Raw genomic sequence first — 14,090 nt, 5'->3', positions numbered from 1 at the left:
TTTGAGCGAATAGCCGCTCGCATCAATGATTAGGAGCTAGCCTCATGAATGCGTTTATCGGTCAAACATTTCAAATGAATCAACTCATCAGTATTAAGCAGGTCGTAGAATTTGTCGGTGTGGGGCGTTCTACCATCTATGAGATGATGGATGAAAACTCACCTTATTACGATCCTTCATTCCCAAAGAAAGTTAAAATCACTCAAAATCGTATCGGCTGGTCAGCTTATGAGATTCATCAATGGATTGAAAGTAAGTTGGCGAGTCGAGAATAAGGGATGCTCTTAGCTCCCTTATTTTTTTGTTTTCTTGTAGACTGAAAGTGTCTTTTAGCCTAAGTGTCCGTAATGAAAACAATAGACTACTACAATAAGCATGCAGAAGAATTTACAGCTTCAACGTTTGAAGTTGATATGGAAAGCTTATACCAGCCATTTTTAGCTGAGTTGCCTAGAGGTACTAGGATTCTTGACGTTGGTTGTGGCTCGGGACGAGATACCCTGGCTTTTAAAAATAAAGCTTATCAGGTCGATGCAATAGACTATTCAGAAGAACTCGTTAAAAAAGCAACTCGGCTTACAGGTATTCCTGTTAAGTTACAGAGCTTTTATGAGATTGATGCTGAGGAAGCTTATTATGGAATTTGGGCGTGTGCATCGTTATTGCATTGTGAGCGTACTCGTTTAAAAGAAGTGATAGGAAAACTGCTGAGTGCGCTAAAGCCAAACGGTGTGCTTTATATGTCATTTAAGTATGGCAACAGTGATCGAGAAAAAGAGGGGCGTCAATTTACTGACTTAAATGAAGCTCAAGCGGAGATTTTACTTGGGCAGCTTGAAAATGTTCAACAGATACGGCAATGGATCACAGTAGATAAGCGAGCTGAACGCACAGAGCAATGGCTCAATTTGCTTTGGAAAAAATATGTTTAGCGTGGTTCCTACAGCCCAAGAGCAACTTAAATTTCTAAAAAATATTCAGCTCGTTCTACAGTCAGGTAGTTTTAGTAGTACCTATAAATTTGCTTTGCTAATTAGCCTGAGTCGATTGGCGATTGAAAAGGGTGAGGATAGTGGCGAGCAATTGGTGCTTGAGTACAGTGACATTGCTGAGAAGTTTATCGAACTGTATTGGAAACAGGCTGTGCCATATACTTTCAATGACGAAGGGCAGCTTATTTTAAATCAGAACAACGGTAAGCAAGCAGCGATTGTAAATCGAATCATTGAGCTAAGGCAGATTTATTCATCTCTTGGATTATTAAGACGAGATTCAGCTGTTTGGTCGAAGTTAGTTAAAGATGTTGCACGTACGGTTAAAGAAATGCCAGTACGTTATCTGCAAAACATCAATGGCCAAAATTTTGAGTTTTTATATCAGCTTGATCGGTGTGGAAAGCAACTTATTCTTTTACCGCAAGTTATGTTTTGCTTAAGGCAATTCAGTGAAATTATTGAAGAGCTGTGTCAGAAACGGTGGATCGATTATATCCGCAAGAATAGCAGCAATGCGTCCATCTTGAATCAATTACCTAATCTTGAACAATTTATGTTTGAGCCGAGTAGAAATCAGTTGAATGCGGTAGCAAATGTATTGGTCGACCTACAGGACTGTAAATGCTTCTACTGCAATAAACCGATATGTAATGGCAATTACGCCGTTGATCATTTCATTCCATGGTCTATGTATCCATCAGATACAGGGCATAACTTCGTATTGGCAGATTCAAGCTGTAATTCTAAGAAAAGTAATCTACTCGCATCTGATGAGTTTTTGCATAAGTGGCTAGAGCGTAATGAAGAACAGGATTTGATTATTGTGGATCGGATATCTGTGTTGGGATTTCTGACCGATAAAGAACGCTCACGTAAGGTGGCTGAGTGGGCATATGCTCAAGGGAAAGAAAATGATTATTTAATGTGGATGGGTGCAAATAGCAAATAAATCATGGCTTCCCTGAGATTAGACTAAAAATCCAATTGCTTTAAAAATACCGTAAAAAATGTTTACTGTATATTTGCTATGGGGTAATCTTAAAACTACTATTTATTGACTGATTGGTATATGACGACAGATAAGCATGAAGTCCTTCTCAGAATGAGAGCCATTGAACTCCTTGCATACTGGGAAGGTCGTTTGGTTACCAATCGTTTGATGAGCTGGTTTGGACTTAGTCGACAGCAGGCTTCTGCGGATATCAAGCGCTATAATACGCTGTATAACCCCGATGCCTTGATTCATGACCCCTCAGTCAAGGGTTATGTGCCTAAAGCCAGCTTCCAGCCTGTACTGACTACAGCGCATATCAATGAATATCTCAATATGCTCTCGGGCTTGGTCAGTGAATCGCATGCCCTGATTGCGATGCCAGAACCGAATCTCTCAGCGGTCCAGTTACCCGATCGCAGTGTGCGTCCTGAAGTCATCAGGGAAGTGTTGCGTGCCTGTCGAACACAAAGCTGTCTCAAAATTATTTATGCTTCCATGCAGAATCCGCAGTGGCATGAACGCATGATTTCCCCACATACCCTGGTGTATACCGGTTTTCGCTGGCATGTCCGTGCCTATTGCCATCAGAGCAAGCAGTTTAAGGACTTTTTACTCTCCAGAATTGATCGCACACCTGTGGTGGTGGCGATTGAGTCAGTAGACCCTGCTCAGGATCAGCAATGGCATGAAGAAATTGTACTGACGCTGATCCCTAATCCAAAATTGAATGAAGCTCAAAAAGCATTGGTCGAAAAAGACTTCGGCATGCCTGATGGCAGATTACAGATTCTGGTGAAAAAAGCCCTGGCTCACTATACTTTGCAGCGCTATCAGGCCGCGATCACGCTGGCTGAGGCGGAAGATGCCTTGAAATATCCCTTGGTACTACAACGCTCAGATATCGAAAAGCTGTCGTCTTACCTGTTTGATCAGGCCTCATAGGAGATTGGCTATGTTAGAACAATTTCATTATGACAGTGACCTGATTGGTGGTTCCCTGATGGTGCGTGAAAGCCGGCTGATCGCGGATCTGTTATTACGAGAAGCGACTCCAGAAATATGGCATCAGGCAATTCAGATTGACAATATTCTGCAAAAAAGAACGCCTGCTTCAGCTCAACGCAATGCCACCGCTATTCGTAAGCGTCTGGAGCGCTTAGAGCCTGATTTCTGGAAAGCTTTGCGAGATGGGGATGATGAGCTGGCGACCCAGGTGGCTTTTTGTGGCGCATTGGAACGCAACCTGTTGCTGCTTGAGTTTATGGAAACGGTGATGAGAGAGGCCTATATCTCCCAGGCTCAATACCTGGATAGCTATATCTGGTCAGACTTTCTGGATGAGCGTTCACAACGCGATTCGGATATCTGCGAATGGAAAGAGTCCAGCAAGAAAAAAATGGGGCAGGTGGTGTTTCGCATGCTGGCAGAAGCCGGTTACTTAAAAAATACCCGTAAGGTGGAGTTGCAGCGCGTGATCGTCAGAGCAGAGCTGCGTAGCCTGTTGGAAGAACATTATAAACAACGCATTAAAAGATCTATGGAAGTGTCGGTATGGACGCGCTAGTTGTAGAGGGGTAGCAATGAGTCAAACAATACATGAGCGTCTGAACCAGATTCCAGAGCGAATTCTTTCCACTGAGTTTCTCACCGGGCAAGGACTGGGCAATGAAATTGGCTTCTGGATTTTTGATTATGCACCTGAAGATGAGTTGAAAGTGCGCGAATATCTGCATTTTCTAGATGGGATGCTGGAGAAAAAACACAGTCAGCTGAAGGTGGTGAATATCAACCTGCTGCAAGCCGTGGTGGATTATCTGACTGAGCGTAACTTCATCGATAAAGCTATTCAAATGCAAAAAGCCAAAGGCGATGAGGCGCTGCTCAAAGCACTGAAAGGCCCACTGCATATGGATAAGTTCGCGCCGTATCTGGTGAGTAAATATGCCACCAATGCGCAAGATATTGTGTTGATGACTGGGGTAGGGTCGGTTTGGCCTCTGTTACGTGCCCATCACTTATTGAACAGTTTGCATTCGTTACTGGGGCATAAGCCAGTGGTGCTGTTTTACCCAGGTTATTACGATGGTCAAGCGATGAGTTTATTTGGAAAAATTCCAAGCAATAATTACTACAGAGCATTCAGATTAGTGCCTTAAACACGGCAAATAGAAATAAGAATTCGGGGGAATTGATTGAGATGAACATCAAAGAACTTTTTTACAAGCCATTAGATCGTGCGATTAACGGGGTCGTAAAAGCAGACCAGAATGACAATACCACGGTTTATCAGGAACTCGATGAGTATGTGGTCACCAATGAACTGGAAAAGCATTTTCGGGACTTTTTCCAGTCTTATGGTACAGACCTGAGCGATCCTTCGATTGCTAACCGTGTTGGCGTATGGATTTCAGGTTTCTTTGGTTCGGGTAAATCGCACTTTCTTAAAACCTTGTCCTACATTCTGGCCAATAAAGTGGCTCGTGATGCCGAAGGCAATGAGCGCAGTGCGGCCGAATTCTTTGATGAAAGCAAAATTCGTGATGCGTTTATCCGTGCGGATATTGGCAAGGCCGTCAGCCATCATGCCGATGTCATCCTGTTTAACATCGACAGTAAAGCCAGTTCAAATGATGACGGCAATCCGATTCTGAATGTCTTTTTACGGGTTTTTAACGAGTATCAGGGCTTTAGTGCCGACCATCCGCATATTGCACATATGGAGCGTCACCTAAGCCAGAAGGGCGTTTATGAGACTTTTAAACAGGCTTTTGAAGCTTCCAGTGGTCAGTCCTGGTTGGAAGAACGCGATGGCTATCAGTTCTATCAGGATGATGTTGAAACCGCAATTTCTCAGGCACTGAACCTTTCAGCAGAAGCTGCGCATAAATGGTTTGAAGATTCAGAGCAGACTTTTAGTGTCTCTGTGGAAAACTTCTGTCAGTGGGTGAAAGAGTACCTGGACAGCAAAGGACCACAGCAACGGATATTGTTCCTGGTGGATGAAGTGGGGCAGTTTATTGGCAGCGATACCCGCTTGATGCTGACACTGCAAACCATTACTGAAAACCTGGGTACGATCTGTAAAGGCCGCGCTTGGATTATCGTGACCTCACAGGCAGACATCGATGCTGTTTTAGGTGAGATGTCTTCTTCCAAAGCCAATGACTTCTCCAAGATTGCCGGACGTTTTAAAACCCGTTTATCCCTTTCGAGTTCGAATACCGATGAGGTGATTCAAAAACGTTTATTACGCAAGACTCCAGAAGCTGAAGCGTTGTTAAGAAGCGTCTTTGAGCAAAAGGGCGATATCCTCAAAAACCAGATTACTTTTGACCGTTCAGGCCCGACTCTCAAGAATTATGAGGGTCCAGACAGCTTTATTCATAATTATCCGTTTGCTCCGTACCATTTTCAGCTGGTGCAAAAAGTCTTTGAAGAAATCCGTAAAGTTGGGGCGACGGGTGCGCATTTGGCTTATGGTGAACGATCCATGCTAGATGCATTCCAGATGGCGGCCAATGCGATTGCTACAGATGAAGTCGGTACATTGGTACCTTTCCACCGTTTCTATGCCTCAGTGGAAGGATTCCTGGATACCGCAGTCAAACGAACCATTGATCAGGCGGGGCAGAATAAGACCCTGGATGGTTTTGATGTGCAGATGCTGCGTACCCTGTTCATGATCCGCTATGTCGATATCATCAAAGGCACATTGGATAACCTGGTGACTTTGTCGATTGAGAAAATTGATGAAGATAAGCTGGCATTACGCAAGCGTATTGAAGAAAGTCTGCAGCGTCTGGAAAAAGAGAGCCTGATTACGAGGAATGGCGATGAGTTCCTGTTCCTGACCAATGAAGAGCGGGACATTACCCGCAAAATTAAAGCCACTGACTTAGCAGCTTCAGAAGAAAACAAAGAGTTAGCCAATCTGATCTTTAAAGATTTACTGCGCGATCAGAACAAATACCGCCATCAAGCCAATAAGATGGACTATCAGATTGGTCGTTTCTTGGATAGCCATAGCCTGGATGGGAAGTATGAGAGCGATTTGAAAGTTGAAATCATTTCTCCACTGGATACAGAATATAACCTCTACACTGAAGCTTACTGTATTGGTAAAAGTACTCAGGCCGAAGGACAAGTCCTGTTTAAACTGGCAGACGATAAACAGTTCTTTAATGAACTGCGCACCTGGCTGAAAACCAATAAATTCATTCGCTTAAATGATGATGGCACTCAGTCCGATATCAGCCGTATTCTGGCAGACCGCGGCCGTGAGAACCAGGAGCGTAAAAAACGCCTGCGTGCCCGGGTCGAAGAAATGCTGCTGGACGCGGAAAGTTATGCCTTGGGTCAACACCTACAACTTTCATCTTCAAGTCCAACCACCAAGCTGGATGAGGCTTGTCGTTATTTGCTGGAAAATACCTATACCAAACTGAGCTATCTGCAAGTCTATCAGCAGGATGCCTGGCGTGAACTGAACGCCGTCTTGACTGTGGATGATATGGCGCAGCTCGGATTGTCTCTGGATGGCGGGCAGAGCAATCCCAAAGCCCTACAGGAAGTGGAGCAGTACATTGCACTACGCGCCACTGGTACAGAGCGTATTCTAGTCTCAGATGTGGTCGATCGTTTTGCCAAACGTCCTTATGGCTGGCCAGATGCCGAGATTTTACTGTTGGTGGGGCAGTTGGCGGCAATGGGGCGGATTTCACTGCAGTTAAATGGTGGCAGCTTACAGTTAAAAGATGCCTTTGAGCCTTTACAAAACAGCCGCCGTCGCCGTGATGTATCGATCATTAAAAAGCGCCAGACTGATGATCAGGTGTTGAAACAGGCACGCCAACTCACCCAAGACCTATTCTCTGCCATGGGACCAGCGACAGAAAAAGAGCTGTTTGAATTCTATTTGCAGCATTTTAAGACTTGGTTAGCCAACTTTAAGTCGTATAAGAGTAAAACTGATGTCGGACAGTTCCCGGGCAAGAAAGTGATTGAAAAGTCGATTCTGACTTTGGAACGTCTGCTGGCCAATAGCGACAGCTTCGATTTCTTTAAAGCCGTGATTGATAACAAGGACGACTATCTGGATCTGGAAGAAGATTATCGTGACATTCACGAGTTCTTCACTAACCAGATGCCAAGCTGGCAGCAACTGCAACAGGCCTTACGTCATTTTGAGAAAAACAAACAGGCGCTGGGCAGTGGTGAGGTGGCAAAAAAAGCCCTCTCCGAATTACACCGTATTGCCACCCTTGAATCGCCCTATGGCCTGTTAAATAAAGTCGCTGATTTGGTTCGCACAGTGGAAAGCGTCAATGAGCAATTGCTGACTCAGAAGCGCAATCGGGCGATAGAACACATTGATGACAAGATCAAGCAGTTGGAAGCCGAGATTAAAAACAGTGGTATTGCCACCGCTGAGCTGAGTAACAAGCTATTACGCCCACTACAACTGCTGAAAACGGATATTGAAGTGGAAACTAGCCTGTCCACCATCTATATGCTCCAAACCCAAACCGCCGTGGAGCGTTTTGATGAAGCCTTGTATGAGTTGGAAAGCGAAGTTCAGGCGGAAATCCAGCGTCAGGCCAAAGCGGCACAACTGGCTCAGAGCAAAGCAGAGAGTGTAACCAACACTGCAACCACCTCCAGCCCAGCTACATCAACACCTGCTGCGAGCCCGGTGCAGCCTGTGACAGCCGTAGTGCCACCGAAACCTGTTGTCGAAGTCGATGTCGCCAGCATTTACAGCAAAACCTCCAGCAGTGTCTATCTGGAAACAGAAGAGTCAGTAGATCAGTTTGTAGACGCACTCAAAGCTGAATTGAAAAAAATTGTGAGTGATAAAAAGCGTGTGCGTATCCGCTAACTCGGGTTAGGGATATCGGCATCAGTCATTAATTAAAGGTTTAAAGATGAATACCAGTAATATTAAAAAATACGCACCGCAAGCACGTAATGATTTTATCGCAGCGATGCGCAAGCAGGCCGCCAAATACGGCATCACCGCAGACTGCATTTTACCGGCAGAACAGAAAGGGGACTTGCTGCTGATTGGCGATCAGGTTTTTCCGCTATCCGTCATGAAACCTCGTGAGAAGCTGATCAAACGCATTCAAACCAGCAGTTTTGAACAGACGATTGATTATATCGCTTACAGTTGGTTTAACCGTCTCTGTGCGATTCGTTACATGGAATGCAAAGGCTTACTGGATCATGGCCGCCGTGTACTGAGCAGTGCCGATGGCAGTGCAGGCTTGCCGCAGATTTTGGAAGAATGTCTGGATATTGATTTACCCGGTTTAGATGCCAACCGTGTGGCTGAACTCAAGCTGGATGGCAATAAAGACGAAGAACTCTATCGTGAGCTGTTACTGGCTCAATGCCATGCGTTGAATCAGGTCATGCCACTCCTGTTCGAACAGGTTTCTGATGAGTCAGAACTGTTATTACCTGACAATTTGACCAAAACCGATTCTTTGATTCGTGATCTGGTCAGCAGCATTCCAGAAGAAGACTGGTCGGATGTACAGATTATTGGCTGGCTGTATCAGTTTTATATTTCTGAAAAGAAAGATCAGGTGATTGGTAAAGTCGTCAAAAGTGAGGACATTCCTGCAGCAACGCAATTATTTACCCCGAACTGGATTGTAAAATATTTGGTACAGAACAGTGTCGGGCGTTTATGGATGATGGCACAGCCGGAAAGCACCCTAGCAAGTGAGTGGGAATACTATATTCAGCCAGCGGAACAGACGGATGAAGTGAATGCACAGTTAAAACAGCTGATTGATGTGCGCATCAGTGAAGATGGCGATACTTTAAACCCTGAAAGTATTACTGTACTGGATCCGGCCTGTGGTTCGGGGCATATTCTGGTGGAAGCTTATGATTGCCTCAAAGCGATTTATTTAGAACGTGGTTACCGTAGCCGTGATATCCCCCGTTTAATTTTGGAAAATAACCTGTACGGGATTGATATTGATACCCGTGCAGCGCAGTTGGCTAGTTTTGCGTTATTGATGAAAGCGCGTGAGGATGACCGCCGCTTATTTAGCAATCCACCAAAGCTGAATATTATTGCATTACAGGACAGTCAGCCGGAACGTTTGGAAGCATTTAGCCAGGACTTGGCAAATACTGATATTGCGCAGGCTGATTTAAAAGAATTACTGGATCTATTTGAACATGCTTCAACGTTTGGTTCGTTGATTCAAGTACCAGCAACATTCGCTAAAAAGTTACCTGAATTAGAAGATAAGCTAAATGTAGCCTTAGCATCAGGGGATATTTTTAGTCAGCAATCCGCCCAAGAGTTATTGCCACTGGTACAGCAAGCTAAATTACTTGCTAAACAATATGATGCAGTGATTGCGAATCCACCTTATATGGGTGGAGGAAAAATGAATGCAATTTTAAAAGATTTTGCTAAGAAAAAGTTCCCAGATAGTAAGTCCGATTTATTCGCCATGTTTATTGAGCGTGGTTTTGCATGGTGTAAGGATAGTGGATTTAACAGCATGGTGACCATGCAAAGTTGGATGTTTTTATCGTCTTATGAAGCAATGCGTGAAAAGCTATTACAAGATCGTACGATTCAAACTATGGCACATTTAGGTCCAAGAGCATTCCCTGAAATTTCAGGTGAAGTTGTACAAACGACTGCTTTTATTATGCAAGGTAAACACCTAAATGGATTTAAGCCAGTGTTTTTCCGGTTGGTGGATACAGAACAAGCTCAAAAAGAAAATGAACTAAAAGCTGGATTAAATCGCTTTGATTCAACTATTCAGGATGAGTTTAAGAAAATTCCCGGTAGTCTTATTGCTTATTGGGTGAGTAATAAGGTAAGAAAAATTTTTGATAACTCTAAGTGCTTGTCTGATTTTTCGGATATAGGAAAAGGCCTGGATACTGGGGATAATAATAAATTTTTAAGATTATGGTTTGAAATTAATCTCACAAAAGACAAATGGATTCCTTGTCAGAAAGGAGGACCTTTTAGAAAATGGTATGGAAATAATGAGTTCGTTATTAATTGGGAAAATGAAGGATATGAACTCAAAAAATCATTAAATTCAAATTTAAGGAATGCTCACAATTACTTTAAATCTGGATTGACATGGACTAGGGTATCAAGCTCAACCACAGCATTCCGTTTTTTCCAAGAGGGACAGATTTTTGAATCTACCGGTCCATGTTTATTCCCTAAAGAAATCTCATTATTTGGTGTTTTATGTTTTTTGAATAGTAAAGTAACTCTTGAGATTTTAAAGTTTCTAGCACCAACCTTAGACTTCCAAAGTGGTCACATTTCCACAATACCTATTTTAGAGATAGATTGGAATGATGACAGGCTTCAAAATATATCCAACAATTGTATTGAGATTGCTAAATCTGATTGGGATTCCTACGAAACCTCATGGGATTTTACTCAAAATCCAGTTATTCGTACTCAACAGCCAACTCTAGAACAAGCATTTCATACATGGCAACAGGAAAATACTGCCGCCGTTGCTGAAATGAAACGTCTGGAAGAAGAAAACAACAAGCTGTTTATCGACGCTTATGGTTTACAGGATGAACTGACCCCAGATGTGCCTGATGAGCAAATCACGCTTACCCGTGCCAACCGTGAAAAAGACAGCCAGCGTTTAGTGTCTTATGCTATTGGTTGCATGATGGGGCGTTACAGTCTGGATGAACCCGGTCTGATCTATGCTCATGCAGGCAATCAAGACTTCGATGCCAGTCGTTATCAAAAATTCCCAGCCGATGCTGATGGTATTATTCCATTAACTGAAATGCATCGTCCAGAAGGTGATACATTCCACCGTATTCAAGAGTTCTTAACTGCGGTTTGGAGTAAAGACACGTTGGATGCCAATATGCAGTGGTTGGCAGAGAGCTTGGATAAAAAAACCAATGAAACAGCTGAAGACACCATTCGCCGTTATCTTGGTAGTAAGTTCTACAAAGACCATATACAGACCTATAAAAAGCGTCCGATCTACTGGTTATTCAGCAGTGGTAAACAAGGCGCTTTCCAGGCGTTGGTATACTTGCACCGCTATAACGAAAGCACTTTGGCACGTATGCGTACCGAGTACGTGATGCCACTGATTTCTAAAATGGCAGCGATGGTTAATTCTTTGCAAAGTGAAATAGAAAACAGTGATTCAGCAGCTGAAATTAAACGTATCGAGAAAAAACTACTAGATCTTCATAAACAACAAGCTGAACTCAGTAGCTTTGAGGAAAAACTGCGTCACTACGCTGATCAGCGTATTTCGCTGGATCTCGATGATGGGGTGAAAGTGAACTACGGCAAGTTTGGGGACTTGTTGGCTGAAGTGAAGGCGATTACTGGGGGAAGTGGGGACTAATCATGCATGATCAAAATATTGGGCTTGATCTCTATCCGATCTCTCAGACGATGACTATACAGGTGCTGCAATGAATTTAAGTCAACTGCAGCAAGGTCTAGAACAGGCATTCTTCACTGAAAATCACCGTATTGTGTTTTGGTACGATGCGGAACAGTCATTTACTGAAGAAATCAAAGCCCTAGAGCTAAATGATGTCCAGATTCTGAATATGGCAGAAGAGTCGAGTTTGGCGATCAAGCTTAAACTGGAACTTGAGGATCAGCAAGGTAAATACTTGCTGTATTTCCCAAGTGCTGAGCCTGAAACCGAAAAAGATTGGTTACTGGACATCAAGCTGTATTCACGCAGCTTCTATGCCGATCGTTTCTCGATTATTTTCAATGAGCTGGGTTTACAGCAGCAAAGTTTAAGAGAGCATCTGGCTAAACGTGAAGAATTCCTTAAAGCCAAAGCTCGTCTGAGCGCATTAAAACGTTATATCCAGCCTGATGCAGATGCACAGGATCTGGACATGGCCATGATTGCAGCTGTGGTCAAGGCCGACAGTGCCGAGCTGATGCATATTGTCCTGGCGCTAGCAGATGAAATGGTGCAGCAGAATCTGGCTCTGGAAGTGAATCCCGACTCCTTTGCTGAACTGGAAAAGTTCCAACTAGTGCCAGCTTTAGTCACAGCATTACAGGCGGAAATTGGTTATCCAGCATCGGTTGAAGAATTGAATGGGGAAGCACCATTCAAGCTCGGTACGTTCTTTATCCGTTTGATGACTACAGGTTTCTGTGAAAGCTTGGGCGATATCCCCGTATGGGCTCAGGAACTGGTGATGTCATCCGTCAGCTCCCGTGCGACGGCTAGAGCCTTTTTGTCGCGCTGGAGAGACAGTTCTAAATACTACCCAACCTTCGATACACTCTCCCAGACCGTGGCAAATGCACTGCGGATCCAAGAAAAGGTCGGGGCTTTTGATCTGGAGCAGCTGCTCGATGTCATGACCTTTGAAGTGATTGAACAAAAGATCATTGTTGATTTGGCCAGTCATATCCCCGCAGCAGCCAAAGCTGAACTGGAACATTTCAGAACGATTATTTCTACCCGTCTGGATGGCTATTGGGCTTCCAAACATAAGGACGATGCAACCCGCCGTAAATACCGTACCGTCTATACAGCGTTGCAGGCAGCGATTGAGCTGTTCAGCCTGCGACTGCTGTTTGATGCCGGTTTCTATTTCGACTCTAGCGAAGCCTTGTATAAAGCCTACGAGCAGGAGTTGTATCGCTTTGATATGGCCTATCGCCACTACAGTGCTGCTTCTCAACGCGCTCATGTCGATATCCTGAAAAAACTCGATGAAGAAGTCGAAAATTGCTATTCCTACTGGTTTATTGACCACTTGGCACGAAACTGGGGAGAGCGGATTGAAGCTGAGCAACGCTTGAATGTCTGGAAAATGGCAGATATCCCAAATCAGCAGAACTTCTATGATATCCATGTCAGACCCTTACTGGGTTCTGCAACTAAACGCCGTATTGTAGTGATCATCAGTGATGCTTTCCGCTATGAAGCTGCAGTAGAGCTGCGTGATCGTATCAATGAAAAGCGTTATTCTGAAGCGACCTTGTCTTCACAGCTGGGCGTTGTGCCAAGTTACACCACACTCGGCATGGCCTCGTTATTGCCGCACCAGACTTTGGAGTACAAAGAGGCTGCAGGTGATGATGTATTTGTCGATGGGCAGTCCAGCAAAGGGACTGCAGCACGATCCAAAATTCTGGCTGCCTATAATGGATTGGCAGTAACCGCTGAAATGGTAAAAGGCTGGTCGCGTGATGAAGGCCGTGAAGCACTGAAAGACCATGAGCTGATTTACGTTTATCACAACGTGATTGATGCACGCGGTGACAGCGCCTCTACAGAATCAGAAACCTTTATGGCGGTGGAACATGCCATTGAAGAGCTGACCGAACTCAGCCGCAAAATCTTGATGCACTTCAATATTTCTACCTTATTGATTACCGCCGACCATGGCTTCCTGTTCCAGCAAAGTAAACTGGAATCTGCGGATCGTTCAACCTTGACTGAAAAACCTACCAATACATTGAAGAGCAAAAAACGCTATGTGATTGGGCATGATTTACCAGAGAGTAAGGAAGCCTGGAAAGGCTCAACCCAAGCTACGGCAGGCACATTATCTGCGACTGATTTCTGGATTCCAAAAGGGGCGAACCGTTTCCATTTTGTAGGAGGCTCACGTTTCGTGCATGGCGGCATCATGCCTCAGGAAATCGTAGTGCCTGTACTGACGGTAAAACAGCTGCGTGGTGAAAAGGCTGGACAGCGGACCAAGCGTAAAGTTGAGGTCATTTCTACCAAATCCACGCTGAAGATGGTCAATAACATCCAGAAATTTGATTTGATGCAAACTGAAGCTGTCAGTGAGCTGGTCATCCCAGTGACTTTATCCATCGCCATTTATGATGGGGATCTCAAAGTATCTAGTGAAGAAACCTTGACCTTTGATAGCAGTACCGACTCTGTTGCGGAACGGGTAAAACAGGTCAGACTGTCATTGTCTGGTACTGATTTTGACCGTAAGAAAGATTACTTCTTGGTACTGAAGGACAAAGACCTGAATATCGAGATGCAACGCTATAAGGTCACCATTGATTTGGCATTTACCGATGACTTCTTCTGATAACGAATTAA

Annotated in this window: 9 protein-coding genes; all 9 read left to right on the top strand. The window is 44.2% G+C overall.

Going from position 1 to position 14,090, the window contains the following annotated elements; all coding sequences use genetic code 11:
- Positions 1-44: 44 nt before the first annotated feature.
- Positions 45-275, top strand: coding sequence for a helix-turn-helix transcriptional regulator (locus tag F894_RS08250; RefSeq protein ID WP_005172256.1), 231 nt, complete (start codon positions 45-47; stop codon positions 273-275).
- 72 nt (positions 276-347) lie between these two features.
- On the top strand, positions 348-932 hold the full coding sequence (locus F894_RS08245) for a class I SAM-dependent methyltransferase (protein WP_005247078.1): 585 nt from the start codon (positions 348-350) through the stop codon (positions 930-932).
- On the top strand, positions 925-1,944 hold the full coding sequence (locus tag F894_RS08240; protein WP_005247077.1) for an HNH endonuclease domain-containing protein: 1,020 nt from the start codon (positions 925-927) through the stop codon (positions 1,942-1,944). Before F894_RS08245 ends, F894_RS08240 begins: the two co-directional genes overlap by 8 nt.
- A gap of 120 nt (positions 1,945-2,064) precedes the next feature.
- Positions 2,065-2,931, top strand: a complete 867-nt coding sequence (locus F894_RS08235; RefSeq protein WP_005247076.1) for a BrxR family helix-turn-helix transcriptional regulator — start codon at positions 2,065-2,067, stop codon at positions 2,929-2,931.
- 10 nt (positions 2,932-2,941) lie between these two features.
- Entirely contained in the window at positions 2,942-3,553 is a 612-nt protein-coding gene (locus F894_RS08230) for a DUF1819 family protein (protein ID WP_005247075.1), read from the top strand.
- Between the two features lie 16 nt (positions 3,554-3,569).
- The gene (locus F894_RS08225) at positions 3,570-4,145 is read left to right on the top strand and encodes a DUF1788 domain-containing protein (RefSeq protein WP_005247074.1); all 576 of its coding nucleotides are present in this window, start codon (positions 3,570-3,572) and stop codon (positions 4,143-4,145) included.
- Between the two features lie 41 nt (positions 4,146-4,186).
- A complete protein-coding gene (brxC, locus tag F894_RS08220) occupies positions 4,187-7,867 on the top strand; it encodes a BREX system P-loop protein BrxC (RefSeq protein WP_005247073.1) in 3,681 nt (1,226 codons plus the stop codon).
- 46 nt (positions 7,868-7,913) lie between these two features.
- A complete protein-coding gene (gene pglX, locus F894_RS08215) occupies positions 7,914-11,384 on the top strand; it encodes a BREX-1 system adenine-specific DNA-methyltransferase PglX (RefSeq protein WP_005247072.1) in 3,471 nt (1,156 codons plus the stop codon).
- Between the two features lie 70 nt (positions 11,385-11,454).
- Entirely contained in the window at positions 11,455-14,079 is a 2,625-nt protein-coding gene (gene pglZ / locus F894_RS08210; RefSeq protein WP_005247071.1) for a BREX-1 system phosphatase PglZ type A, read from the top strand.
- Positions 14,080-14,090: the final 11 nt, after the last annotated feature.

Source organism: Acinetobacter sp. CIP 51.11 (genome assembly GCF_000369665.1).
In the GTDB taxonomy this organism is placed as follows: domain Bacteria; phylum Pseudomonadota; class Gammaproteobacteria; order Pseudomonadales; family Moraxellaceae; genus Acinetobacter; species Acinetobacter lwoffii_S.
Note: the sequence above shows the minus strand (reverse complement) of the source record. Positions and strands in the feature narration are given on the sequence as shown.

Coding starts and splice junctions, on each gene's coding strand:
- F894_RS08250 (WP_005172256.1), top strand. CDS start 45: ATGAATGCGTTTATCGGTCAAACATTTCAAATGAATCAACTCATCAGT.
- F894_RS08245 (WP_005247078.1), top strand. CDS start 348: ATGAAAACAATAGACTACTACAATAAGCATGCAGAAGAATTTACAGCT.
- F894_RS08240 (WP_005247077.1), top strand. CDS start 925: ATGTTTAGCGTGGTTCCTACAGCCCAAGAGCAACTTAAATTTCTAAAA.
- F894_RS08235 (WP_005247076.1), top strand. CDS start 2,065: ATGACGACAGATAAGCATGAAGTCCTTCTCAGAATGAGAGCCATTGAA.
- F894_RS08230 (WP_005247075.1), top strand. CDS start 2,942: ATGTTAGAACAATTTCATTATGACAGTGACCTGATTGGTGGTTCCCTG.
- F894_RS08225 (WP_005247074.1), top strand. CDS start 3,570: ATGAGTCAAACAATACATGAGCGTCTGAACCAGATTCCAGAGCGAATT.
- brxC (WP_005247073.1), top strand. CDS start 4,187: ATGAACATCAAAGAACTTTTTTACAAGCCATTAGATCGTGCGATTAAC.
- pglX (WP_005247072.1), top strand. CDS start 7,914: ATGAATACCAGTAATATTAAAAAATACGCACCGCAAGCACGTAATGAT.
- pglZ (WP_005247071.1), top strand. CDS start 11,455: ATGAATTTAAGTCAACTGCAGCAAGGTCTAGAACAGGCATTCTTCACT.